The organism is Paenibacillus sp. FSL H8-0175, assembly GCF_045040615.1.
Taxonomy (GTDB): domain Bacteria; phylum Bacillota; class Bacilli; order Paenibacillales; family Paenibacillaceae; genus Paenibacillus_AQ; species Paenibacillus_AQ odorifer.
In genome coordinates, this window is record NZ_CP150299.1 from 924,951 (window position 1) to 950,543 (window position 25,593).

The 25,593-nt window shown below is 42.6% G+C and carries 18 protein-coding genes and 1 riboswitch; of the genes, 14 read left to right on the plus strand and 4 right to left on the minus strand.

Features of this window, described 5'->3' with window-relative positions:
• Positions 1 to 24 precede the first annotated feature (24 nt).
• The 5 genes from MHH46_RS04035 (at position 25) to MHH46_RS04055 (ending at position 3,796) form a co-directional block, all read left to right on the plus strand.
• A complete protein-coding gene (locus MHH46_RS04035; protein ID WP_405132568.1) occupies positions 25 to 420 on the plus strand; it encodes a hypothetical protein in 396 nt (131 codons plus the stop codon).
• Between the two features lie 34 nt (positions 421 to 454).
• The gene (locus MHH46_RS04040) at positions 455 to 1,720 is read left to right on the plus strand and encodes a tetratricopeptide repeat protein (RefSeq protein ID WP_076190123.1); all 1,266 of its coding nucleotides are present in this window, start codon (positions 455 to 457) and stop codon (positions 1,718 to 1,720) included.
• Between the two features lie 36 nt (positions 1,721 to 1,756).
• Positions 1,757 to 2,707, plus strand: a complete 951-nt coding sequence (gene arcC, locus MHH46_RS04045; protein WP_076128616.1) for a carbamate kinase — start codon at positions 1,757 to 1,759, stop codon at positions 2,705 to 2,707.
• Between the two features lie 192 nt (positions 2,708 to 2,899).
• A complete protein-coding gene (locus MHH46_RS04050; protein WP_076190124.1) occupies positions 2,900 to 3,481 on the plus strand; it encodes a hypothetical protein in 582 nt (193 codons plus the stop codon).
• A gap of 66 nt (positions 3,482 to 3,547) precedes the next feature.
• Positions 3,548 to 3,796, plus strand: coding sequence for a transposase (locus MHH46_RS04055; protein WP_405132569.1), 249 nt, complete (start codon positions 3,548 to 3,550; stop codon positions 3,794 to 3,796).
• A 69-nt stretch (positions 3,797 to 3,865) separates the two neighbouring features.
• On the opposite strand, the gene MHH46_RS04060 is transcribed toward MHH46_RS04055, so the two are convergent.
• Positions 3,866 to 5,587 (minus strand): cellulase family glycosylhydrolase, encoded by a 1,722-nt coding sequence (locus tag MHH46_RS04060; RefSeq protein ID WP_076190126.1) that lies wholly within the window; start codon positions 5,585 to 5,587, stop codon positions 3,866 to 3,868.
• Positions 5,588 to 5,928: 341 nt separating this feature from the next.
• A riboswitch (cobalamin riboswitch) is annotated at positions 5,929 to 6,130 on the plus strand.
• 162 nt (positions 6,131 to 6,292) lie between these two features.
• On the opposite strand from MHH46_RS04060, the gene MHH46_RS04065 reads away from it, so the two are divergent.
• The 6 genes from MHH46_RS04065 to MHH46_RS04090 all read left to right on the plus strand — a co-directional run bounded on the left by MHH46_RS04065 (position 6,293) and on the right by MHH46_RS04090 (position 17,745).
• On the plus strand, positions 6,293 to 11,914 hold the full coding sequence (locus MHH46_RS04065) for an S-layer homology domain-containing protein (protein ID WP_405132570.1): 5,622 nt from the start codon (positions 6,293 to 6,295) through the stop codon (positions 11,912 to 11,914).
• A gap of 71 nt (positions 11,915 to 11,985) precedes the next feature.
• The gene (locus MHH46_RS04070; protein WP_076190128.1) at positions 11,986 to 12,975 is read left to right on the plus strand and encodes a DUF4430 domain-containing protein; all 990 of its coding nucleotides are present in this window, start codon (positions 11,986 to 11,988) and stop codon (positions 12,973 to 12,975) included.
• Positions 12,975 to 13,865 (plus strand): energy-coupling factor transporter transmembrane component T, encoded by an 891-nt coding sequence (locus MHH46_RS04075; protein WP_076190129.1) that lies wholly within the window; start codon positions 12,975 to 12,977, stop codon positions 13,863 to 13,865. The genes MHH46_RS04070 and MHH46_RS04075 overlap by 1 nt, the downstream gene beginning before the upstream one ends.
• The gene (locus MHH46_RS04080) at positions 13,838 to 15,508 is read left to right on the plus strand and encodes an ABC transporter ATP-binding protein (protein ID WP_076190130.1); all 1,671 of its coding nucleotides are present in this window, start codon (positions 13,838 to 13,840) and stop codon (positions 15,506 to 15,508) included. The genes MHH46_RS04075 and MHH46_RS04080 overlap by 28 nt, the downstream gene beginning before the upstream one ends.
• Positions 15,490 to 16,218 (plus strand): ECF transporter S component, encoded by a 729-nt coding sequence (locus tag MHH46_RS04085; protein ID WP_036684891.1) that lies wholly within the window; start codon positions 15,490 to 15,492, stop codon positions 16,216 to 16,218. Before MHH46_RS04080 ends, MHH46_RS04085 begins: the two co-directional genes overlap by 19 nt.
• Before the next feature lie 510 nt (positions 16,219 to 16,728).
• Positions 16,729 to 17,745, plus strand: coding sequence for an Abi family protein (locus MHH46_RS04090; protein ID WP_076190131.1), 1,017 nt, complete (start codon positions 16,729 to 16,731; stop codon positions 17,743 to 17,745).
• Positions 17,746 to 17,928: 183 nt separating this feature from the next.
• On the opposite strand, the gene MHH46_RS04095 is transcribed toward MHH46_RS04090, so the two are convergent.
• Together MHH46_RS04095 and MHH46_RS04100 are read right to left on the minus strand one after the other, a co-directional pair.
• Entirely contained in the window at positions 17,929 to 19,203 is a 1,275-nt protein-coding gene (locus MHH46_RS04095) for an MFS transporter (protein WP_076190132.1), read from the minus strand.
• Positions 19,204 to 19,272: 69 nt separating this feature from the next.
• Entirely contained in the window at positions 19,273 to 20,184 is a 912-nt protein-coding gene (locus MHH46_RS04100; RefSeq protein WP_076190133.1) for a helix-turn-helix transcriptional regulator, read from the minus strand.
• 298 nt (positions 20,185 to 20,482) lie between these two features.
• On the opposite strand from MHH46_RS04100, the gene MHH46_RS04105 reads away from it, so the two are divergent.
• On the plus strand, positions 20,483 to 21,856 hold the full coding sequence (locus tag MHH46_RS04105; RefSeq protein WP_405132571.1) for an MATE family efflux transporter: 1,374 nt from the start codon (positions 20,483 to 20,485) through the stop codon (positions 21,854 to 21,856).
• 19 nt (positions 21,857 to 21,875) lie between these two features.
• A complete protein-coding gene (gene gshAB / locus MHH46_RS04110; protein ID WP_076190134.1) occupies positions 21,876 to 24,206 on the plus strand; it encodes a bifunctional glutamate--cysteine ligase GshA/glutathione synthetase GshB in 2,331 nt (776 codons plus the stop codon).
• Between the two features lie 80 nt (positions 24,207 to 24,286).
• Here gshAB and MHH46_RS04115 read toward each other — a convergent pair whose 3' ends face one another.
• Positions 24,287 to 24,730, minus strand: a complete 444-nt coding sequence (locus MHH46_RS04115) for a hypothetical protein (protein WP_036684901.1) — start codon at positions 24,728 to 24,730, stop codon at positions 24,287 to 24,289.
• A gap of 196 nt (positions 24,731 to 24,926) precedes the next feature.
• Between MHH46_RS04115 and MHH46_RS04120 the strand changes: the two genes are divergently transcribed.
• Positions 24,927 to 25,469 (plus strand): hypothetical protein, encoded by a 543-nt coding sequence (locus MHH46_RS04120; protein WP_405132572.1) that lies wholly within the window; start codon positions 24,927 to 24,929, stop codon positions 25,467 to 25,469.
• Positions 25,470 to 25,593: the final 124 nt, after the last annotated feature.

Below are 25,593 nucleotides of genomic sequence, written 5' to 3' on the forward strand. Positions count from 1 at the left end.
GAAGTGCCCGTTATCTTTATCACCTTGTTCCCATGGATTGCTAACTGGGCTTTAACGCTTGCGAACAACATTTTTAATGCGGCTGAAACTTCGGCTTCTAAGGTGGGGATTGATCTCTTATTAAGTAAAGGGGTTTATTACAACGGCCTGATGCATTTAGGAAATGGTGCACCGCTTAGCAGCTTGATTTGGGGTTCCATCACTATTTTCTCTATCCTGAATAAACCACTGCGGGCTGCTGTCTTTGCTGTAATCGCGTCTGGTCTATCTTTATTTGGGATCATTCACGCGCCGACTGTTGGATTTGCTCAAGCTTCACTTATGCCGTTCGTATACGCCTATTTGATGGTTGCAGGATTATTTGTTTATAAGCATTTTTCAGACCTTCGTGACCCAGCGAACAAGCTGCAATCCGAATAAATAATTGATAAAAAGAAATAGGAGAGCTAAAGCCATGACTAATCAAACTCTGTCAGAAGATTTAATTCAAGCAGCGGATCGCGGGGATTTAGCTGCCGTAGAACAGCTTTTAGCTCGTGGTGCCGATGTTCATCATAAGGATGCCAGTGGTCGTACTGCGCTGATGGCGGCAACGCAAAAAAATCATATTCCTCTCGCTCAAAAGCTGATTGAAGCAGGCAGTGACGTGAATGCAAGAGATATCACTATGTTATCACCCTACCTGTGTGCCGGTGCCAATGGATTTCATGAGATTCTGTCTTTAACTCTTGCCGCAGGTGCGGATACAACCAGTGTAAATCGTTTTGGGGGAACTACACTGCTCCCCTCCAGCGAGAAGGGGTATCTAAGAACTGTTCAGAAATGCCTGGAAGCAGGTGTTGCAGTTAACCATATGAACAATCTGGGATGGTCTGCCTTGTTGGAGGCAGTAATTCTCGGGAATGGTGGCCGTTTATACTCTGATATTATTCAGTTGTTGGTGGATGCTGGAGCGGATGTTCAATTGCCGGATCGTGACGGCAAATCATCGTTGCAGCATGCAGAAGAGCTGGCACAGGAGAGGGTCATCCGTATTCTCAAAAAAGAAAAGCTAACGATTCATCCAAGTATTCAAAGCGCTCAAGAGCTAGCTCGGGCAGAGGATTTCCGGAAAGCAAGTTTGGTTATGGAACATGCAATGCAAGAGGACAGTAATAATTCAGACTTCTATTACTATAAAGGATACTTCTTAGGGGAACTCGGGAGATATGGGGAAGCTTTGGCAGCCTATCAACAGGCACTTACTATCGAACCGGATGACCTTGATTTCTATTTCTATACCGCAAATGCCTACCGAATGATGAAGCGATCCGAGCAAGCGTTAGCAGAGTATGATAAAGCGATAGAACGCGATCCTGGCGAAAGCTTCTTCCGCTATCATAAATCCAATTATTTAAGAGAGTTGGGCAGGCATGAGGAAGCGGTTAAAGTTATGGATCAGCTTCTGGAACAGCAGCCTGAACGGTATGATTTCTCGTTTCATAAGGCGAACAGCTTGAGATCACTTGGCCGGCATCAAGAGGCAGTTGAGGCGATTGAGAACGCAATTGCTAACGATCCGAGCAATCCTTTATATCATCATCATAAGGCACAGTCACTTGGTTTACTTGGTGATCATGAAATGGCCATTCAAGAAATAGATATTGCTATCAGCTATAATCCTGCCAATCCGGATTTTCACTTCGCGAAGGAACAATTTCAGCTGGCCCTTAAACGCTAATAAATGAGGATCAACTGATCCGTCAGGAGGAATGGAATGAGTAAATTTATAGTTGTAGCCATTGGCGGTAATTCATTGGTGAAAGACAATGGCCGCGATTCTATAGAGGATCAGTCTGAGGCAGTACGTGAAATTGCTGTCAATATCGCTGATCTGGTGCAAGCAGGCAACGATGTGGTGGTTACTCACGGCAACGGTCCACAGGTTGGATTCGAGCTGAGACGAAGCGAGGTGGCTTCGGAAGTCACTGGAATGGATGTTACTCCGCTGGTCAATTGCGTGGCGGGCACGCAAGGGGGCATAGGCTATTTAATTCAGCAGGCCTTAACAAATGAATTCATTCATCGCAGATTAGACAAAAAGGTTGCCACAGTCATTACTCAGGTCGAGGTTAGCAAAAATGATCCGAATTTTCAGTCTCCCTCGAAACCAGTGGGCTCCTTCTTCACGCTTGAGCAAGCAGAGGAGATGAAGCGTGCCAAGCCAGATTGGGTCATCATTGAGGATTCAGGTCGAGGTTACCGCCGTGTTGTTCCATCGCCTAAGCCGATTGATATCGTTGAAAAAGACGTCATTAAATCACTCATTGAGACGGGTTATGTGGTAATCGCTGTTGGCGGAGGCGGGATTCCTGTGATCAAAACCGAAAATAATACCTACGAAGGTATCGATGCGGTCATTGACAAAGACTTTGCTACAAGTCTGCTGGCCGAACAGATCGATGCAGAATCTCTTATCATTACAACAGGAGTTCCTCAGGTATGTGTGAATTTCGGTACGCCTGAGCAGAAGGCTCTTGAAGAAGTTACAGCGGCAGAAATGTTGGTATATGCGGAGCAGGGTCATTTTCCTGCTGGCAGTATGCAGCCTAAAATTGAAGCAAGTCTTGGCTTTTTGAAAAAAGAGGGACGTAGAGTTATCATTACCAATCCGGAAAATATGAAAGCTGCGATGAGCCAACAGGCTGGCACACATATTGTAAATTAATAGGATCTAATTTATCTCATCATTTCATGGAGACCGCCACTGATCTAAATCAGGGCGGTTTTTTGACATATTCATGAATTGTTATCTAACTGTTGCTTTCAGATGGCCATATTCTGGTGAATAAAAGGAAGATAAGAGGTAAAACTATGTCCACTATAGAGAAAAAAATACATTAAAATGCGGGGGTAAAAGATGATATCGAATAAAGGAACAACACAACGTTTTACCAGGGCTACAATTCTTTGTTGTATTTGTGCATGTACGGTATTGCTAAGTGGTTGCACTAAAGCAGCGGATGAGACTCAAGTGCCTACTCCAACAGCTCAAGTAGAAACTGCAGCACCTTCTGCAGAAGCAACTACACCTGTACCTACAAATAACGCAACAGATCAACCCCTAACATCTGCGTCACCCGGCTCAAATACTGGGAAACTTCCAGAGGGGGTTAGCATTCAGAGAGTTATCAAGGATGTTTCGTTAAAAGATAACTATCATAAAAAGGTTGAGCTGCTAACTGACGGAGGCAAGCGGGTCACCATCACAGATCCGAATCAAAAGATTGTTTTGCAGCAGATTGAATATGACGGAAGGATCACTGCGGTTAAGGGTAAGCAGGTTACTGTTCAAGTGGAGGGCGGTAAAGAGCAAACCTTAACGATTCCTGATCATATAGTCATTGAAGATGAAGACAAGCTCGGATTGAACAATGGCGTTGAAATCGAGTGGACGGTAAATGCAGACGGACAAATCGAAAGTGTGGAACTGGACGATTAAAAAATTACCGAGGTGAGCTGGATGAAATTTCTAATCGTACTTGGTAGTATTCTTGTTCCCATTGTTATGCTGATGTTACAGGGGAAATCGATAAAGTGGCGTATGGTTTTCAATGTTGTTTCGGTCTTAAGTACGATTATCTTTGGAAATATTTCTGCCTTGGCAATTTACGAAATATTAAGAGATCATGCTGTATTTATGACCTCGATCCATGCGATATTTTTAAATCCAATGTTTCTTATTACCGGAGTCTATCTTGGCGTTTATTTAATTTATCGGTTGATGATAATTTCGTATGACGAGGTTTATATGTGATCGGTGCAATACAAATAGGGATGTTCCTGCGAAGGACACCCCTATTTGTGTTGTTAACAGGACGGGGGGTTAAGAGGACTTTCCTACAACGTTTGTTCCGCTCTTCGTGATCTTGTAGGTGATGATATCACCATTCCAGAAGTGGAACTTCAGGATTACCTCGCCGTCTTTAACATCTTTAAAGAACGCGGGAAGCAGCTTGATTTCTTTAGTGTTATAAGAAGGTGAGAAGGTATTGCCGAATTCCTTAAATGGAGTCCAGTCCTGCGGACCTGCATTGCCACCAGCGGTATATACAGCTTCCATTGTGGCAAGCTGGTTACCATTAAAGGTGGTCGGAATGGCAAAGGATTCAGTCGTGCCTTTTGCATCGCTTAATTTAGCTGTGTCATACACAATCACCTTAAGTCTCCACGCAACACCCTTGTTGAATTTCAGAGTCAGCACGGCATTTTCACCGTATTTTTGGGAAGCTGTGAGCTTTTTAAGTTGGCTGGCTTTGAGGATGAGCTCCTCACCATTTAAGGTGTAATCTTTACCTTTGGTCAGATACTTTCCGTTGGCACTAATGGTGGTTAGCTTATTTCCGTTCAGGTTCAGCTTAACCTTGGTATCTTTGATTTGTGCACCTTTTTTTAGGTAGACCAAATCGCTTTCGGTGCTGGAGGAACGCTCCTTCAGACCAGACATTAATACATTGTGGAGTTCAGGGTCAGACCACTTATAAGTTTTACGGTTGAAATGCTGCCCGTTATCCCAGAGCATGGAAGTCATTTTCTTTTCTTTCAAATAATAAGTCAGATACTCGAAGAATTTAAGCTTCTCGCCCTGTTCAATCACACCCGTGTCTTTATCGAAACCTAATAAACCAAATTCGCCGACGATGACAGGGATGCCTTTAGCTACAAATGTATTGTAAACGTTATCAAAAGTTTGAGTGATATCATTTTTTGTATCTTTTTCAAATGTGGTGTAGCCGGCAATGTTCACACTAAACGGCCAGAAGCCATAGAAGTGAACGGTCGCAATAATATTTGGATCGTTCAGAGCCGTAATCGTCTTATAGAGATGATCCATTCTTGTTTGCGTAGGTGAAGACTCTAATGAAGGTAATACAAGTGGGCGGAGGTCGTTTTTCCCACCGGATTTCCGCACGATTTGATAGAAAGAGTTATTAAGTTCAGTAAGCATTTGCTCCATTTTTGCTTCGTCTGTGCTTCCACCATCGGTGAATCGAGGTTCATTTATGCTCTCGAACATCAGCTTATCGGATTTGTCCTTGAAGCGATCGGCAATTTGAGTCCAGGCTGCATTATAACGTGCCAGCGTTTCATCGTGTTTTTCTTCCATATGGCTTACCCATAGCCAGGAATCATGGTGGACATTAATCATGACATAAAGCTTGGCGTCCAGTGCCCAGCCGACAACTTCTTCCACACGGTCGAGGTAGGCCTTTTCTAGGGTATAGTCTGGTGCCGCACCCATGTGAGTATCCCAGGTCACAGGAATCCGAATGCTTTTATAGCCTTGAGCGGCGATCTTTTTAATAAGATCTTGGGTCACACGTGGATTGCCCCAGGAGGTTTCATCCTCACCTGTAGCATCTAAAGTATTGCCAAGGTTCCATCCGGGCTGCATTTCGTCTACATAGGATTGGATCTTACTCTTTGGCGCTGCCTTAGCTTGTTGCTCGTCCTTAGTTGCAGCTGCGGCCATGGATGAGAACAGAGAGAGCAGAAGAGCGGTGACAAGTGTCAATGATAAGAAGGATTTCTGGATTCGCGTAGTCATTGAATTCTCCTTTGTGAGATAAATTTAGGATGCTTGGACCTGGCTTTGACGCTGTACTTGGTGGTTAAATGAACGCAAACACCTCCAGTTTTATTTTGTAAACGCTTTCTGAATATACCCTAACATAGAATACACTTAGCGAGTACCTTACTAATTTGTGGTAAATTCATATAAGAATTAGTGATTTAAATTAATTTGCCCCACAGTTGGATAAAGAAATTATTTGAATAACCCTACTCGTAGAAATTGGTTATTCAATAGGATTATCTCTAGCTGCCCGTTATACAAAAAAGAAATATAACATGACAAAAGCATATATATTAGTTATGATGAAGCATGAAAATTTAAAATTAGAAATAGGTGCCAACTATGAATGTTGCGGAAGTACAATCATAGATTGGTTAAATGGAAAGCGGGTGTGAATCCCGCGCGGTCCCGCCGCTGTGAAAGAGGAGTCCTTGCAAAATGCCACTGGGAAACTGGGAAGGCAGCAAGGGTGATGATACTTGAGCCAGAATATCTGCCTTTTTCTGTTACACCATCAAACTCTACGATCGATAGAGAGGTGCTTGAATAGTGTTTGCCAGCTATTATTGTGGTTCACTATCTTAACCTCTTGACGTTTATGTTGAGTGGTTTTTTTGTGGTTATGAGAAAGTTTATTCTGTTTTTTATCATAGGTATGAAGGGAAGGGTTATGGAAAAATGAAGAAAAATAAGTTTTTAGCGTGGTTACTTATTGTAGCTGTATTTATTACGACATTCTCTACAAGTGTAATCCCGGCTCAAGCAGATGGAGCAAGCTCTACCCTTAAAGGGTATGTATCTGTATCCGTAGAGAAATTCACCTTAGGCCAAGGGTATATTAAGGAACCTATTAAAGTTCCGATTTATGAAGGCGATAATGGCGCATCTTTAATAACACGTGCGCTAGGTGATGGGAATTATAGATATTTAGGAAATATAGATAGTGGTTTTTATTTATCAGAAGTTAAAGATAGTGGCAGAAGCGAAGTCAATATTCCACAATATATTTTAGATATGATTTCAGCCGATGGGAATACAGTCGGCACTAAAGCAGACCCAGATTGGTTAAGTCAGTTTGACTACACCTCCATGTCGGGTTGGATGTATGCAGTAAATAATGTGTTTCCTCCGTTTGGGATGACCGATTATAAGCCTCAAGACGGTGACATCATTCGAACTCAGTTCACCACTTATGGCTATGGTTCTGATCTTGGCGGCTGGGGGGAAATCCCAGTTCAACTTGCCAATAAGGATGCTTTAACTGCGGAAATCGCCGAGATTAATAGTGCCCCTAATAAAGAAACTATTTTGGACAGACCAGTAGTGCAATCGGCAGTTTATGAAGCCTATTCCGTGCTCGAAAACATGGCAAGCTCTCAAATAAGTGTAGATCATGCGCTTGTCGGTCTTAATAATGCATTAGACATTGAACCCCCTGTTATTACAGTAAGTGGCATACAAGATAAACAGGAAGTATCCAATAAAGAAATAAGCTTCAAAGTAGCTGTCACAGACAATGTATATAGTGACATTACTCCAGAAGTGAAGCTGAATGGAGTTACTTTATCACCCGCAAATGGGGAGTACAAAGCTACTCTGAATTCAGGCATTAATGCAATTGCTGTAACGGCTCTTGACGGAGCTGGAAACAAAACAAATGTAACTTATCAGGTTACTTACAAACTGGAAACTACAGTTGCCGTCAAACAACAGTTAGATAAAAACCTTGCTTATATTTTAAATACTGTAAAGAATCCAACGTTTGGAACAGGCAGCGGAGAATGGTCGATCCTTTCTCTGGCACGGGCGAACTATACAGTACCTAACGGTTATTATGATCTCTATTACAATAATGTAGCTACGAAAATAGCATCAATCATTAAAGAGGATGGAAAACTCGACGCCAATAAAAGCACAGAGAATTCCAGAGCGATTCTAGGACTTACCTCTATCGGAAAAGATATCACAAATGTTGCGGGATATGATCTGAGAAAAGCACTCGCTGATTATCAATATATCCAAAAGCAAGGCAATAATGGTCCGATTTTTGCTCTGATTGCGCTAGATAGCCATAACTATGAGATTCCTGTAGTTGATGGAGTTACAGAACAGACCACAAGAGAAAAACTAGTTCAGTATATTTTAGATAAAGAGGTTAAAAAAGGTACAGCAGAAGCTGGTGGCTGGGCATTAGGCGTAACCAAAGCCGATGTCGATATGACTGCGATGGCGATGCAAGCTCTTGCACCTTATTATGCAACCCGTGATGATGTAAAAGCTGCCGTGGATCGGGCCATCCAATGGCTGTCCGATAACCAAAACAATCAAGGCGGATTTACAAGCTGGGGAAGCACTAGCAGCGAGAGTATCTCGCAGGTAATTGTAGCCTTAACTGGTGTAGGCGTAGATCCGCACACTGACGCTAGATTTGTTAAAAGTGGAAATTCGCTTATTGATGCATTACTTAGCTTTGCTGCACCTGAGGGTGGATTTAAGCATATCCTCACAGGCAAAGTAGACAATATGGCAACGGACCAAGGTACGTATGCTCTTGTGTCCTATGATCGTCTGCTCAATCATAGCAACCGTCTCTTTGATATGAATGATGTGCAATTAGAACAACCTACTGCTGTTGTAGCCAAACAACAATTAAATAAAAGCCTTGCCTATATTCTAAACACTGTAAAGACCCCGTCGTTTGGAACAGGCAGCGGAGAATGGTCGATCCTTTCTCTGGCACGGGCGAACTATACAGTACCTAACGGTTATTATGATCTCTATTACAATAATGTAGCTACGAAAATAGCATCAATCATTAAAGAGGATGGAAAACTCGACGCCAATAAAAGCACAGAGAATTCCAGAGCGATTCTAGGACTTACCTCTATCGGAAAAGATATCACAAATGTTGCGGGATATGATCTGAGAAAAGCACTCGCTGATTATCAATATATCCAAAAGCAAGGCAATAATGGTCCGATTTTTGCTCTGATCGCGTTAGATAGCCATAACTATGAGATCCCTGTAGTTGATGGAGTTACAGAACAGACCACAAGAGAAAAACTAGTTCAGTACATTTTAGATAAAGAGGTTAAAAAAGGTACAGCAGAAGCTGGTGGCTGGGCATTAGGCGTAACCAAAGCCGATGTCGATATGACTGCGATGGCGATGCAAGCTCTTGCACCTTATTATGCAACCCGTGATGATGTAAAAGCTGCCGTGGATCGGGCCATCCAATGGCTGTCCGATAACCAAAACAATCAAGGCGGATTTACAAGCTGGGGAAGCACTAGCAGCGAGAGTATCTCGCAGGTAATTGTAGCCTTAACTGGTGTAGGTGTAGATCCGCACACTGACGCTAGATTTGTTAAAAGTGGAAATTCGCTTATTGATGCATTACTTAGCTTTGCTGCACCTGAGGGTGGATTTAAGCATATCCTCACAGGCAAAGTAGACAATATGGCAACGGACCAAGGTACGTATGCACTTGTGTCCTATGATCGTCTGATCAATCATAGCAACCGTCTCTTTGATATGAATGATGTGAAACTGGAACAACCAGAAGAACCGGGGCCTGGGCAACCAGAGGGTCCGAAAGAACTTCCGTTACCTTCTGGGGAGAACCCGAAAGTTGAAATCCCAAATGACGCTAATGATTATATCGTTCCGATCAGCACTGGAGATAGCAACAAAGAAATCACAGTAGCTATTTCGGAAGAAAATCAATCGAAGGTTAGTGTCAATTTACCAAGTAACAGCGACCTTCCTCAGATAGAGGCCATAAAAGGTAACGTATCTGTAGTCATTCCTAAGGGTGCAAAAGTTACAAGTGGGGATGCCTCTGCGATTGAACTGATTTCAGCTTTAACCGGTGCAGAATCTGCACTAAAAGATAGTGTGAATCAGATTATTCCTGGGGACAAGAAGCTTGATAACATTCTTCAAGCATTTTCCATGGGTGGTAGTGCAAGAGTAGAATTCAGTCAATTTATTACGTTAACCTTTAAGGACCTTAAAGGAAAAGAAGCTGCTTATATTCAAAATGGCACCCCTCATGCCATTCAAAAATTTGCAAGTGATGACTTAGGTTTTGCAAGCGGTAAGTCTGAGTATGCCTATGATAGTGGAAATGACTTAATTGTAAAAACCAATCACTTCACTGACTACATTGCGTATGCTTCCAGTGCAGTACAAACACCTGGCGGCGACGGTGGTAATGGTAATGGCGACGGTGGTAGCGGAAATGGTGAAGGAAATGGCGGCAACAATGGTGGCAACAATGGTGGCGAAACCACTCCATCGAAACCATATGTAACCCTGTCCGTGGATAAGCTTACAATTAATAAGGGATATGTTGTTCCATCTGTACAGGTAGAGCTCCAATCTGGTGACACGGTGTGGTCTGTACTAAAAAGAACATTAGATAGCCGCGGTATCGAATATCGAGATTCTTGGAGCGGTAAATATGGAAGTGTGTATGTAGAATCGATCGCAGGCGATGGAGAATTTGACCATGGCAGCGGCAGTGGATGGATGTATAATGTGAATGGAGTCTATCCTGATTATGGTGCATCTTCATATAAACTAAGTGCCGGGGAAAGAATTCAGTGGCGTTATACTACGAATTTGGGTGTGGATCTAAATGCACCGATACCAACTACAAGCCCTACTCCAACCCCAACGCCTAAGCCTGGTGCTACTCCTGCTCCTGGTGGGGGAGCTAATCCGGAAGCCGGCGTTGATCCAAATGTGAGTCCATCTCCAACAGTGACTCCTAAGGATCCTAACCAGACAAATGATATTAAACAACTGTATACAGATGCTGATAAGATCTCTTCCTGGGCTTATTCAGCGATTGAAACAGCTACAGTAAAAGGATATATCCAAGGTAATAATGGTCAGGTGAATCCGAAAGCTTATATCACAAGAGCGGAGTTCACTAAGATTCTGGTTTCTGCATTAGAACTTGATATTAAGAGTGATAAAGGTATTACCTATAAGGATGTCGCTCTAGGCGATTGGTTCTATCCATATGTGAATGCTGCGCATAAGGCAGGTCTAATCACAGGCTTTAATAATGAATTTAAGCCAAATGACAAGATTACTCGTGAGCAGATGGCAGCAATTATCGTCAGAGCATTGGCCATCCCGGCGACGAAGCCAGGAACAGCGATTAAAGATATCAACACCGTATCGGCATGGGCCAAAGCAGATGTAGAGACCGTTGTTGCGACTGGTTTGATGTTAGGTGATGATAATCAATTTAAACCTAAAGAGCTTGTAACTAGAGAAATGGCGGCTGTTGTAGCTACTAGAACCCATGATTATAAGAGTGGGAACAAAGTGGTTAGTCCGACTATTCAGAATAAAGCAGTTAGTTCTTATATTCAGAACACAGCTGCCTTTTTGCAAAAAACAGTAACAAACCCGGTTATCTCCTCGGTTGGCGGGGACTGGACAGTGTTCGGGCTGGCACGTTCAGGCGTGAAGGTTCCAGATAGTTATTACACTAAGTACTACGCGAATGTAGAAGCAACTCTTAAAGAAAAAGCTGGGAAGCTGCATAGCGTAAAATATACGGAATATGATAGAGTTATTTTGGCATTAACTTCAATCAACAAAAATATTGATAAAGTGGCGGGTTATAACCTACTGGAACCGCTCGCGGATTTTGATACTGTAATTAAGCAAGGTATTAATGGACCTGTGTTTGCTCTCATTGCACTGGACAGTAATCATTACGACATTCCAGTGGTTAAGGGTGTAAAGACGCAGACGACTAGAGAGCTGCTCATTGATTATATTTTGGGCAGAGAGATCAGCGGCGGTGGATGGGCACTAGGCAGTAATGCTACAGCGGCTGATCCAGATATCACGGGGATGGTCATTCAAGGCTTAACGCCTTATTACAAAACCAACGCCAAAGTAACAGCTGCTGTGGACCGGGGGATTGCTTGGTTATCCAAAACACAGACTGCAGACGGTGGTTTTGCAAGCTGGGAATCTACAAATTCCGAAAGCATCGCTCAGGTGATTGTAGCTTTAACTGGCCTTGGTATTGACCCGCATAAGGATTCCAGATTTATTAAAAATGGACATTCCGCAGTAGACGCATTGCTTAGTTTTGCTGCACCTGAAGGTGGCTTTTATCACGTGAAGCAGGGTGGAGTAGGCAATGGAGGCGCGCAACCAGGAGAAGTAGATCTTATGGCTACGGATCAGGCGATGTATGCACTGGTTTCCTATGATCGGCTCGTTAATGGCCAGACACGTCTTTATGATATGACTGACGTCAAATAGAATTTTATTTAGAGAGATAAGCAAGGGTAGCGTGTATACCCTTGCTTATTATTTAAGGTGGGACTAGAGAAATGAACAAGAAGAAATGGTTAACCGCGATACTAATCATAGGTGTATTGGCTATCGCCTTCTTTTGGGGCGGGGATTACCAGAAGAGCCCAAACAAGGTCGCAAATAGTAGCGTTGAGACACAGGTTATAGAGCCAGAGAACACTGCTTCCGCAACAAATGATGATGTTGAACCCACTGAGGCAATCGCTACCGAGACAACAGAGATAACACCGTCAGCTACGCCAAGTGAAACAGCTAAGCCCATTGAAACCCTAAAACCAAATGAATCGGCAACACCAACGGAAGCTGTAACACCAACAGGAACTGCAGCACCAACAGAAGTTGTAACACCGGTCGCAACAACAAAACCTGCTGCAACGAAGCAACCGACCGCAACGCCGAAAGCGGCTAAAACGTCCGTGCCGGAAACGAAAGCGACGGCAAAACCCGTAACAAAACCTGATTCAAAAGTAGCGACAACAGAAACCAAGCAGGAACCGAAAAAGGATAAATTTCTTACCGATCCAGTGCCAAGCGGGAAACCTAAACCAGTGGAATGGCAAGATGCAACGGTAGATAAGAAGAAGCAATTAACGGCTACCTTGTCCGTCTCAGCGGCAACAATTTTAGATAACATGGATATTTTTAATCAGGATAAGCTTGAAGTATTGCCGGCAGATGGTATCATTTATAAAGCGCAGAAGGTAACTTTTTATGAAGGTGAGTCTGTGTTTGATGTTTTACTAAGAGAAATGAAAAAGAATAAAATCCATATGGAATTCAGTATGACGCCGATCTATAACAGTAATTATATTGAAGGTATAAATAATCTGTATGAATTCGATGCTGGAGAGCTCAGTGGATGGATGTACAAAGTAAATGGCTGGTTCCCTAACTACGGCAGTAGCCGCTATGTTCTCAAAGATGGCGATGTCATTGATTGGGTATACACTTGTGATCTAGGTCGAGATGTGGGTGGTTATGTAGCCACAGGAGGAGCTCAGAAATAATGAAGGATAGCTTTTCTACCTTTCATCCGTTTGTGAATTTTCTATATTTTGTTGTTGTATTACTGTTTAGCATGGTGTTCATGCATCCTATATTTCAAGTGATTGCCCTTATTAGTGCTGTAGCCTACTCAATTATGTTAAAAGGAAAAAAGGGCATCCGATTTAATCTGCTTTACATGATTCCTTTTTTGCTATTTATGGCAGTGATGAATCCTGTTTTTAATCACCAAGGGGTAACGATCTTGTTCTATTTAAACAACGGGAACCCTATTACGAAGGAATCGATTCTTTATGGCGTGGCAGCGGCGTCTATGTTTGTGACGGTAATTATTTGGTTCTCCTGTTATAACGTCGTGATGACCTCGGATAAGTTTATTTATATATTCGGAAAAATACTGCCGGCACTGTCGTTGATTTTTTCGATGGTGCTTCGTTTTGTTCCTAGATATTTAGCGCAAATCAAGGTGATTTCTAATGCTCAAAAATGTATAGGCCGGGATGTCTCACAGGGAAATCTCCTCGCGCGTGCGCGGAATGGCATTACGATCCTCTCCATTATGACCACCTGGGCTTTGGAAAATGCGATTGAGACAGCGGATTCCATGAGATCGAGAGGGTATGGATTGCCGGGCCGTACAAGCTTTTCTATCTTTCGGTTAGATGCCCGAGACAAAGTAGCCCTCTTGATCATGACAGGCTTAATTGCGCTGGTAGCCGTAGGGGCAGTGATGGGTGAGAACACCATGAGATTCTATCCGTCGATTAAAGCGAGCGCAATTACGCCTTTTAGTATTCTTATATATATCGCTTATTTTGCGTTATGTATGATCCCAGTGCTCATCAATATGGTGGAGGCAATGAAATGGAAATCTATCGAATCGAAGAACTAAGCTTTACTTTTCCTGAACAAGAGCAAGTGGCTCTTTCGAATATTAATCTAACGATTGAAAGTGGAGACTTCATTACTATTTGTGGAAAGTCAGGCTGTGGCAAAAGCACTCTGCTTAGACAACTGAAAACAATTCTAACCCCACATGGCAATCGCCAAGGGGCAATTTATTATAAGGGTCAACCTGTAGAGGAGATCGATCAAAGAACGCAGGCAGCGGAAATTGGTTATGTACTCCAAAGTCCGGACAATCAAATAGTGACAGATAAAGTATGGCATGAGCTTGCCTTTGGGCTGGAGAGTTTGGGGTATGATCATTCTACTATTCGTCTGCGTGTGGCGGAAATGGCCAGTTTTTTTGGGATCCAGACCTGGTTTCATAAAAGTGTGACTGAGTTATCAGGCGGCCAGAAGCAGCTGCTTAACTTAGCCTCCATAATGGCTATGCATCCCTCGGTTCTAATCCTCGATGAGCCTACCTCCCAGCTAGATCCTATTGCGGCTTCCGATTTTCTGGAGACGGTCAAAAAAATAAATCGTGAGCTGGGAACAACCGTGATCATGACCGAGCATCGTCTAGAGGATGTTCTTCCGCTTACAGATCGGTTGATTGTGCTGAATGAGGGAGTTGTGATCGCCGATGATACCCCGCAAAAGGTGGGCGAGGCTTTAAGTAAGCTGAACCATCCGATGTTTCTGTCCATGCCCTCACCGATGCAGATTGTTGCAGGAGTAGATCATGACTTAGCGTGGCCTGTGACTGTGAAGGAAGGGCGCCAATGGTTGGATGCTTTTCTAAAGGGTAAGACTCCTGCAACGATGGCAGAAACTCAGCCTAGCACGAAAGAGGCCGGCCCTGTAGTCATAAAGTTTAAGGACGTATGGTTTAAATATGATAAAAATGGACCGGATATCATTAAAGATTTGTCGTTTGAAGTGAAGCAAGGGCAATTTTATTGTATTGTTGGCGGGAATGGAACAGGGAAGACATCGACGCTGTCGCTGATGAGCGGGATCCTTCAGCCATACAGAGGGAAAGTTCTAATCGGTGGGAACAACCCTGCGAAGATGAATGCCAAAGCGTTGTTTACTAACAATCTGGGCATCCTCCCGCAAAATCCGCAAACCTTATTTGTGAAAAAAACAGTCGAGCTAGATTTATATGAAATGTTATCCCAGCTCTCTTTGACGAAGGAAGAAAAAACCGCCAGAGTTGAAGCTGTGGTAAAGTTCGCAGAACTGGAACATCTCCTCTCCATGCATCCGTATGATCTCAGCGGGGGAGAACAACAGCGTGCAGCGTTGGCGAAGGTGCTTTTGTTAGAACCAAAGATTCTGCTGTTGGATGAACCGACCAAAGGACTGGATGGACCCTTCAAAGAGAAGCTAGCCGTATTCCTGCAAAAGCTCAATGCCGAAGGCGTTACTATTGTAATGGTCTCGCATGATGTTGAATTTTGTGCCAAATACGCTGAGGTCTGCGCCATGTTTTTTGATGGAAGTATCATCACTACGAATGAAGCACAGAAGTTTTTTGCGGGAAACAGCTTCTATACAACGGCCGCCAACCGTATGGCGCGTCATGTATGGAATGAGGGAGTAACGATAGAGGGTGTGATTGATTTATGTCAAAGAAGCAGATAACGGATCGTCGTTTGAGTCGTCGAACTTTATTAGCGGCACTACTAATCCTCATAGTCATTCCAGCTACGATTTTATTAGGCATCTTTGTGCTAAATGATCGGAAGTATTATTTTATCAGTCTATTAATTGTTATCTATACGATGATTCCTTTTGCGATGGTATTCGAGAACCGGAAGCCGCAGGCGAGGGAGCTGATCGTTATAGCGGTGTTAGCAGCCATTGCCGTGGCGGGACGCGCAGCCTTTTTTATGTTGCCGCAGTTTAAGCCAGTGGTTGCTATTGTCATCATCGCAGGGGTAAGCTTGGGTGCGGAGGCAGGGTTTCTGGTTGGCGCTGTTGCAGGCTTTGTCTCGAATTTCTTCTTTGGGCAGGGGCCTTGGACGCCTTGGCAAATGTTTTGTTTTGGCATCATTGGCTTCCTGGCGGGCATTTTCTTCAAGAAGGGTCTGCTTAAAAAGAATAAGCTGTCGCTGTGTATATTCGGAGGCTTAGCGACGTTTTTCGTATACGGAGGCATTATCAATATAGGCTCGCTGATGATGTTCACTTCAGAGTTCTCATGGCCGGCTTTAATGACCACTTATATTTCAGGTTTTTGGTTTGATATGGTGCATGCGATCTCGACGGTGGTGTTTTTGTTTTTTATTGCTAATCCTATGATTGAGAAGTTGGATCGGATAAAAACGAAATATGGGTTGATTGAGCCTTAGGTTCTTGGTGTTAGCTTTTGGACGTTGTGCGCTGTGGGCTTTTTACGCTGGCGGACGCTCCGCTTTTCCACAATCAGTCCGTTCTCTCCGCTGCTATCAGCGCGAATTCCAAAACACCAACACACAAACACAAATACAAACTAAAGGCTCAACGCCTCCCGCTTCGGTTTTTACCGGAAGGGGGAGGGGAACTAGTGGCTACGAATCAAGCCACTGTGACAAACCACTGAAAAGAGAATATACCTAGTAGCGATGCTCTTAGGTGAAGACTTATAAAAACAGGCGATGTTCCGGTATCCGGTATCGCCTGTTTTTGTCGATTCTGTGGAGTATCTCATTCATTATGCCAAACGTCCTAGAAGTTCATATCCCTATTTTTTTATTTAATGTATAATTCAGAGTGGTTTTTAACATTTTCTTACGAAAAATGGAAGTAAACTAGGTAGCTCGCTCATTTAGAAAATTATAGAACCTTTAAATAAATAGATTAAAAATAATGGGGAGATTTATTTGAGCACACATGTTACCAAAACATTCAAGTCTTTAGACCAACAAATTGATTTATTAAAAGAAAGAAAACTAATTATTAGAGATGAAGAAAAAGCTAAACGACATTTATTAGAAAAGAATTATTTTGACTTGATAAATGGATTTGAAACATTATTATTAACTGATTCAAAAGCTACTAATAAAGAATACAATGGTCTTTTTTTTGAAGACTTTTTATTGTTGTATGATTTTGATAAAAAATTGAATTTAGAGATTTTGAAAATTTTAGATAAATTTGAAATTCGTTTGAAATCTTCTATGGCATATCGGTTTTGTGAAAAACATTATTTAAATGCTTCTGATTCTGCATGTTACATTGATATTAATAAGTATACGAATCCACGTTCAAATCATTTGAGTTTACCTAAAGATTTAGCTAAGAATATTTCAGGACATAAAATATTTCAGGCAAATATTTATTTCAATGGGGCTACGTATAGTAATTTCATTGAGCATTGCAGAGCTAAATATCCTTATATATCTACTTATGATCACCCGCCGTTCTGGGTGACTATTAAAGTCCTTGAGTTTGGTTCTCTCTTTAGTTTATTATTAGGATTTGAAAGAGATGTTTTTGAAAAGGTCATTGAAGATATGGGGATGAAGTACATTGATAAACAAAAGTTTATCAACTCAGTACGAATTTTTATTGAATTAAGAAATACTTGTGCACATTTTCAATTAGTTAATAGATTTCGGACATCGAATCGTTTAAGGGTTGATTCGGGTTTGATAAATGATTTAGGTTTAAGAACCAAAATTAATACTGCAGGAATTTCAACTTATTATGAAATAAGACTATATGACACTTTATTAGTACTTTCCCAGTTTGAAAGTCTAAAAGATATAGAAAAGCTATTTAAAGATTTTTATTTTAGACGTTGTAATTCAAAACGTGAAAAAAGCTTAATGGTAAAGATGTTCGAAAGAATGGGGCGGGGAAAGCATTCAGATTGGTTTAAACTAGGTATTAAATGATTTTTTCTTTATTAATTTTAGAATATATGTTATTATTTATACATAAAATAATCGTGCGTGACGGCGAGTTATCCGAGACAAAGGTTAACTGTATAGTCAAAAAAAGAGATGCTTATAAGCATCTCTTTTTTTTATTCATTTCATCATAAATAATTAAAATGAATTTTTTAAACCTATTACCATCTATCGCTCAGTTACAACACTTTGCGATGAACTTTGCACCACGGGGCGCCGATGAGTGGCTTCAAGTGTGGAGAGGTCACCGTCCAGTGTTTTGAGTCCGGGGAGCAGCAAGGCTGCGCTGGCACAGAGCATTGGAAGCAAGCCGGCGATGACAAAAAGCGTAGGCACACCATAGAGTTCAGCAATCGCGCCCCCGGTAAAAGCACCAAAAGGCTGCAAGCCGCCACCGATTAAAAAACGGATGGAGTTGACTCTTCCTTGCAGATTGCTCGGAACCAGACGTCCATGGAGTGAAGAGCTTAAGGAGCCGAAGAAGGGGCCTATCGTTCCGGTGGCGAATACGGCGGCGAGAGCAAAAGAAAAACTAGGAAATAACCCCCATAATGTTGTAACTAAACCGATGGTCCCCAGACTTCCGAGCATGACAAACCGCCTCTTTTTAATTTCCCCTATCATGGAAATGACGCTTAGCCCGACTAAGGTTCCAAGTGCGAAAACTGTACTAAGTGTGCCCATCGTCGCCGCATCACGGTGGAGCACTTCGCGTACAAAAGGAACCATCATGGTCCAGACGGCAATGGAGCTTAGATTACTAATAGAGGCCATCATCATTATCGTAAGCATGGCGGGGAATTGTTTATAGAAGGTAAAGCCCTCAGCTATTTCGCGAACGTAGATGGCAATGGAGAAACGGCCTGGAGCTGGAGAGGGCTTGGGTAGCTTCTGCAGGCACAGCAAGGTAGTGATGGCCGCAACGTAACATAACATGTTGATGCTAAGGGCTGGCAGCGCGCCACTGGCAGCGGTCAACGCCCCAGCCAGGGCGGGGCCCAGCAAGACTGCTGCACTTTTGCTGCCATCGATGATAGCAAAAGCCCGCACCAGCTTCCGGCTATCGGCAACGCCGGGAATAACAGCCATGGCTGTTGGCATGAACAGGGCGGCGCAGGCCCCGCTGAGACCAGCGGCGACAAACAGATGCCACAGCTGCAGTTGGCCAGCCAGACCCATGCCAAGTGGCAATGCTATAGCCAGCAGGCGAATGGCTGCCAAGCAGGCCATAAAGCGTACCCGGTGGAGTCGGTCGGACAGCGGCGAGCCCAGCAAGCGCAGCAGCAGCTCAGGTATGCCGGAGCTGAGTGCGAGTGCTCCCATCGCTAGTTTGGAACCCGTCAGCTCATAGACGAGCCATTCCATAGCCAACAAGCCAAAAGCATCCCCAAAAGCACTTAAAGTTATGGTTGAGAGTAAACCATAATAGCTGCGTTTTATCATAGCCTGTTCGCTCCTTTCTTATATTTCTCGCATATACGCTTACCGTCCTTATAAGGACGCTTAAGGCGTTTATGCTTGACTCTCTAGATATGACCCAATCTGTTGCGGTAGCCCATTTAAGGCTTCCAATCGCAGGCTATACGATGTGCTTTTAACGTTGGTATGGACAATGACCAGCCCTGCTGCGCGCAGCGCGATCAGATGGTAGTGGATTGTACTTTTAGAAAGTCCGACTTCCCGCACGATTTCCGTGAAATTCAACTGCTTGCCTGTAAGCAAACGAAGGATATACAGCCGCGTCTCATCCGAGAGTGCCCGGGTAAGGCGAAGTAGTGCTGGAGCAGGCCGGCCAGCTTCCGGAGGGAGAACATCACAAGAGTAGCTAGTGAACACGAATTCATCAAACATAGAGGTGGTGACCAGTGGGCGGGCATGATATTGCGGAATGATAATGACCTGCTTCAGACGTTCGGTTGGATAGAGGCGCATTCCGTCGGTTGCTGCTTCAAAGACTTCCATATCATTGTTCCCATTCAGTGTCGTTCGTCTTGACTCAGCTTCCTGATCAAGCCCTTTGAGGATATTAGGTTCGATTCCATTGAAGTAACCCGCGTTCCATTCGCGCAGGATGTCAGAGGCAGTGTCCCTTAGCTCGGAAAGATTAGAGGGGACCGATTGGCCGAAACGTCCAGATATTTCATACAGTTCACCCGAAGTTAACCCATCAAACCAATCCAGAAAGCTGCTAACCGAACGTTCTACTGGACAGCACCAAATGTAGGGAGCCAAACTGAAATCATCAAGTTTCTTAACGACCTCTTGCATTTTACGAAGCAACATCGGGGCAAATCTTGCTTGGACTTCACGTACCCAGAGCTTACCGGAATCCATAGCAGTATGGTTCTGCTTGCTTAGAAAAGCAGTCATACTGTTCACACATTCATACATGGGGGCAAAATCGACTTCTACTTTATATTCCATGAGCTTCTCCATCCTTTAATTAAGTTACTGAAACATTAATTAGTTCTATAATTATAGAACTTTTTATTGGTTTTATTGTAAACGAACAATATTCCATTTTCAATAGCTTTTCGACTGAAAAACAAAAGAAATTTTAATTACGAAAAAAAGACAGTTCCGTTGGGCACATTTTGTGCACTAGGAACTGCCTTTTGATGTCTACACAATTCATATACTTTTTAGGAGTTCTGAGTAGATTACTCAAATATAATCAATTGATTATATAAGTGTTTGGTTATATAATAAATCTGAAAATCAGATGAAGAAGGTGTTTTTAGATTTGAAGGAATTGCAGGGCATGAATGATTTGACTCAGGGTCCTATTATGCCTACCTTAATGAAATTAACGCTTCCCATTATTGCGACGAATTTCATCTCCACAACCTATGGCCTCGTCGATATGATTTGGGTTGGAAGATTGGGAAGTGGTCCTGTTGCCGCGATTGGCACGGCGAGTTTTTTCATTAATCTAGCGATTGCATTGTCGACTATGATTACGATCGGTACAGGGATTAAGGTTGCGTTTTGTATGGGATCTGGTCAGATAGAGAAGGCTAAATCTTATATGAAAAACGGGTTTACGATGTCTATTTTATTAGGACTTCTCTATATGAGTTTAGTTCTGTTGACCAACAATCAGTTGATTGGTTTTTTTGATCTTGGAAGTGATGAAGTTGAACGGATGGCACGACAATTTTTAATGATTTCGATCTTCGGGACGGTATTTTCCATCGTAAATACTTTGTTTGCCACACTCTTAAACTCGATGGGAAATAGTAAACAACCGTTTCAGATCTTCTCTGTTGGTCTTATGGTTAATATCGTCCTTGATCCATTTTTAATTTTTGGCTGGGGCAGTTTTGAAGGTTGGGGAGTAGCGGGGGCAGCCACGGCAACATTGACAGCGAACATCTTAGTTACGGCTCTTTTTATCATAAAGACAAGAAAGTCAGAAATCATTTCGAACACATCAGCATGGGACATTCGTCAAATGAAAGAAGTAATTCGTATGGGACTTCCGATCACAATCCTACGGGTCACCTTTACGCTCATATCGATCGTCATTGCTAAGATCATAGTACGTTTTGGGGCGGATGCGATTGCGGTGCAAAAAGTAGGGATTCAAATTGAATCTATTTCTTATATGACTATTGGAGGACTACAGGGAGCTATTGCTGCCTTTTTTGGACAAAATTATGGAGCACGCCGATTGGACCGTATAGGGCAGGGATATCGTAAGGCTGTGATCTTAACCTCCATCTTTGGCGTGATCATATCGCTTATATTTATTGCGTTCCCGCAGCAGCTATTTTCCTTGTTTTTATCAGATCAGACAAGCCTGGAATTAGGCACTGATTATATGCGCATCATTGGCTACTCTCAATTATTTATGTGTATGGAATTAATGACAGTAGGTGCGTTTAACGGCATTGGCCAAACTCATATCCCGCCGATCTTCAGTATTACATTTACTGCACTGCGAATTCCACTAGCCTTGATTTTATCCGAACCTTTTGGCCTGAATGGGGTGTGGATGTCGATTGCTCTAAGCAGTGTGTTTAAAGGGGTTATTCTTGTGTTCTGGTTTAGAAGATCTTTATTCAAAATGAACAAACAGCAGATAAACTACTAAGCAAAGGATGATCGTTGAAATGGCTTTATTAAATCGTAAACTCATACAGCTTCTGAGGGATAACCATTTGAATAAGGAGCTTTTTCACGGCGAATTTGGACTGGAAAAAGAAAATGTCAGAGTGGATCCAGAGGGAAGGCTTGCGCTGACACCACATCCTAAGGCTTTTGGCAACAAAATGGAGAACCCGTATATTCAAACCGATTTCTCAGAGAGTCAAATTGAAATGGTCACCCCTTCTTTTGATTCTATTGATGAGACTTATAACTTTCTGGAGGCGCTGCAGGATATTGTGTCGCTTGAGCTCAAGGAAGAATATCTGTGGCCGAGTAGTAATCCTCCAAGGCTACCGAATGATCAGGACATCCCCATTGCCAAGATGGGTAATCCGATTGAGGATGAATACAGACATCAGCTAGCAGACAAATACGGTCGCAAAAGACAATTGCTGAGCGGAATCCATTACAATTTCTCTTTTGATGAACAATTTCTGAGACAGCTTCATGACATAACAGATCCACAGGTGAGCTTTAAAGAATTCAAAGACGCTACCTACTTAAAAATAGCCCGTAACCTATTGCGGTACCGTTGGCTTCTTATCTATTTAACAGGCGCCAGCCCTGTTTTTGATAAGACTTATATGGAACAATGTGTAGCTCGCGGGGAAACAGATGACGACAAAAGCTTTTATTATCAGAATATGAATTCACTGCGGAATAGCGAATGTGGGTATCGAAATGAAAAACCTCTTTATGTATCTTTTGCTTCGTTAAGGGATTATGTTCATGATTTACAAGCTTTGATCGAATCGGAAGAATTATTAAGTGTAAAAGAGTTTTATAGTCCGGTTAGAGTGAAGACAGCAAGAGGCAAACACCCTTTAGAGGAACTGATGCAAGATGGGATAGCTTATTTGGAGCTTCGGTTTATTGATCTGAATCCACTCTACAAAATAGGAATCGGCAAAGAAACGATGATTTTCATTCATCTTTTTATCCTGTATATGCTGCTGAAGGAGGACGAACCGTTCGGAGTAGAGGATCAGAAGATGGCGAATCTTAATCATGATCAACTAATCATGGAAGGAATAAAGGGATGTTTGCATGATTACGGGGATTCATGTACAACGATGGAGCAGCAGGCATTAACTTGTATTCATGAGATGCAGAATATGATCCAACTGTTGAACCCGGAGAATGAAGTGTTTTTGAACGTATTGCATGGAGCTAAGAATAAAATTGTAGAGCCAGACCGGAGTTTTGCAGCTATTGTGAAGTCGGAAGTTCAACAATCCTCTTTTGTACAATACCATCTGAATAAAGCTAAACAATATGCTAAGGAAAGTCTTGCGAATGGATACCGTTTTGTGGGATATGAGGATCTGGAGCTATCTACACAGCTTCTTTTGAAGGCAGCGGTTAAACGTGGCATTAAGTTTCAATTGATCGATCGGGAAGAGAACTTTGTAGTTCTTACGCAAGGTGATCATAAAGAATATATTAAGCAAGCTACGAAGACCTCCCTTGATTCTTATAGTACGGTATTAATCATGGAGAATAAGATCGTTACGAAAGAAGTTCTTAAACAGCAAGGCATTCGTGTTCCCGCAGGAGAAGCTTTTCGAAATCTGGAAGAGGCAATGAATGCGCATGGCACTTACCGTAACAAGGCTATTGTGATTAAGCCCAAATCAACCAATTTTGGACTCGGCATTACTATTTTTACAGACGACTTCTCTAAAGAAGATTATCAAAAAGCCTTCGAAATCGCCTTCGAGTTTGATCGAACAGTGCTACTAGAGGAATTCATGACGGGTAAAGAATATCGTTTTCTTGTCATGGGTGATGAAGTAGTCGGAGTATTGCACCGGGTTCCTGCAAATGTGATTGGAGATGGTGTACATACGATTGAACAACTAGTGCACGAGAAAAATAAGGATCCGTTAAGAGGCCGTGGGTATAAGACACCACTTGAGAAAATTCAGATCGGTGAAGCAGAAGCGATGTTCTTGAACAACCACGCTCAGGCTTGGAGTGATATTCCTCCATTAAACGAAGTCATCTATCTTCGGGAGAACTCTAATATTAGCACGGGTGGTGACAGCCTGGATTTTACGGATGAGATCCCAGATAGTTATAAGGCTCGGGCGATTCAAGCGGCTAAAGCTGCGGGCGCCACTTTTTGTGGAGTGGATATGATGATTGATGACATCAAGGAAGAAGCCAATGATACGAACTATAGCGTTATTGAGATTAACTTTAATCCAGCGATTCATATTCATTGTTATCCTTATAAAGGGAAGAACCGAAAGGCGGATGAACGGATTCTGAATCTATTATTTGGGGAATAAACAGAAGCTCAACCAGTACCTTTGGTTGAGCTTCTGTTTTTAAAGGGGCAATTCGCTCCCTCACCCACTACATGTTCATGTTAGGAGTTACCCGCAGCTGCAACGCCACTAAAGTTTCTGGCTTGGACATTATTAAAGGGATCTGTTGCAGCTGCATTTGTGAAGATCTCTGCTGTGTACTGAATTTGCCCTGTTGCGACAGCCGCTGGTGGTGGAATATCTACTGCTGTAAAACCGAAAGCTTCATTTTCTCTGCTGATCGCAACCCCAAATGTCGTGGTGAAAATGATCGTTCCGTTTCTGCGAACATTAACGGTATTGGTATTGAAAAGAGGATTGTTTTCTACTTTTAGAAATCCGGTCAAAAGTACGCGGACATTGCCTTGATTCTCAGCCGACACGCCTGCGGTCTGAATACCAATATCTCCAAAAACAAGGGGAGTCGCTGCTAGTGGAATAACTGCTGGTGTAGCATCAGAAGCAGCTTGGTTGGATAGTCTTAAATCTACAAACTGAATGGTCATCTTATATTCACCTCCTAGAAATAGAATATGATAGAAGGAGAGTTAACTCTTGGATTTTCTATATAATTCATCAGCTACCTACTTGCATGGCTTGATGATCAAGTGTTAAATGAAAGAAGGGTTAGAAGTTTAAGGAAAGGCGGGAGCTATTATCAAATATAGGAATAAGTCTAAAAGGATATTATTGATTTCATTGATGCTGTTGGCAGTAGTTATCATTGGTGCGGTGGTGCTTGGGGAACGCGGAGGAATAATGAGTAAATCCGAGAGCTCTTTCAAAAGTCCTGCTGAACCGTCGCCCCTTATCATTACACATGAGAATAGTACAGATGCTATAGAGAATTATGTCATTCTAAAGACGAGCTGGAATGGAGCGGACTATGATCGGGCTTCCTTTTACTATACGGCTTGGCATAGTGAACCTGCGCTTCTAACGGGGCTGCATCGTTTGAAACCAGGGGAGAAACTGCAGGTCGACTTTGGAGATTACGCACCGAGTGAAGTCACAGTAAAGATGGCCTATCTAACTGAGAGCTTTGATGAATCGCAGCTTCCAATTGTAGAAGTTCCTGTAACACTCGTCGAAGGGAAATATGAATTTGTGAACCCTCCAGCATCCACCAGTGATATTCCCACTTCGGGTCGCGTCTTTAGTGTTATAGCTAGATGGGGTGAGAACATCTGCGAATATGTCTTCGCATCAGATGGCAAGTTTGATAACTATGAATATGATTTGTGAGGTTAGTCGAAGATAAGAGATGTTCTAAAGCCGGTCCGGTTTTAGAATATCTCTTTTTTGTCTCGATTTTAGACAAATCTAACGATGTGTCTATTTTTTAGACAATGTACCGTTATTGTCTAGT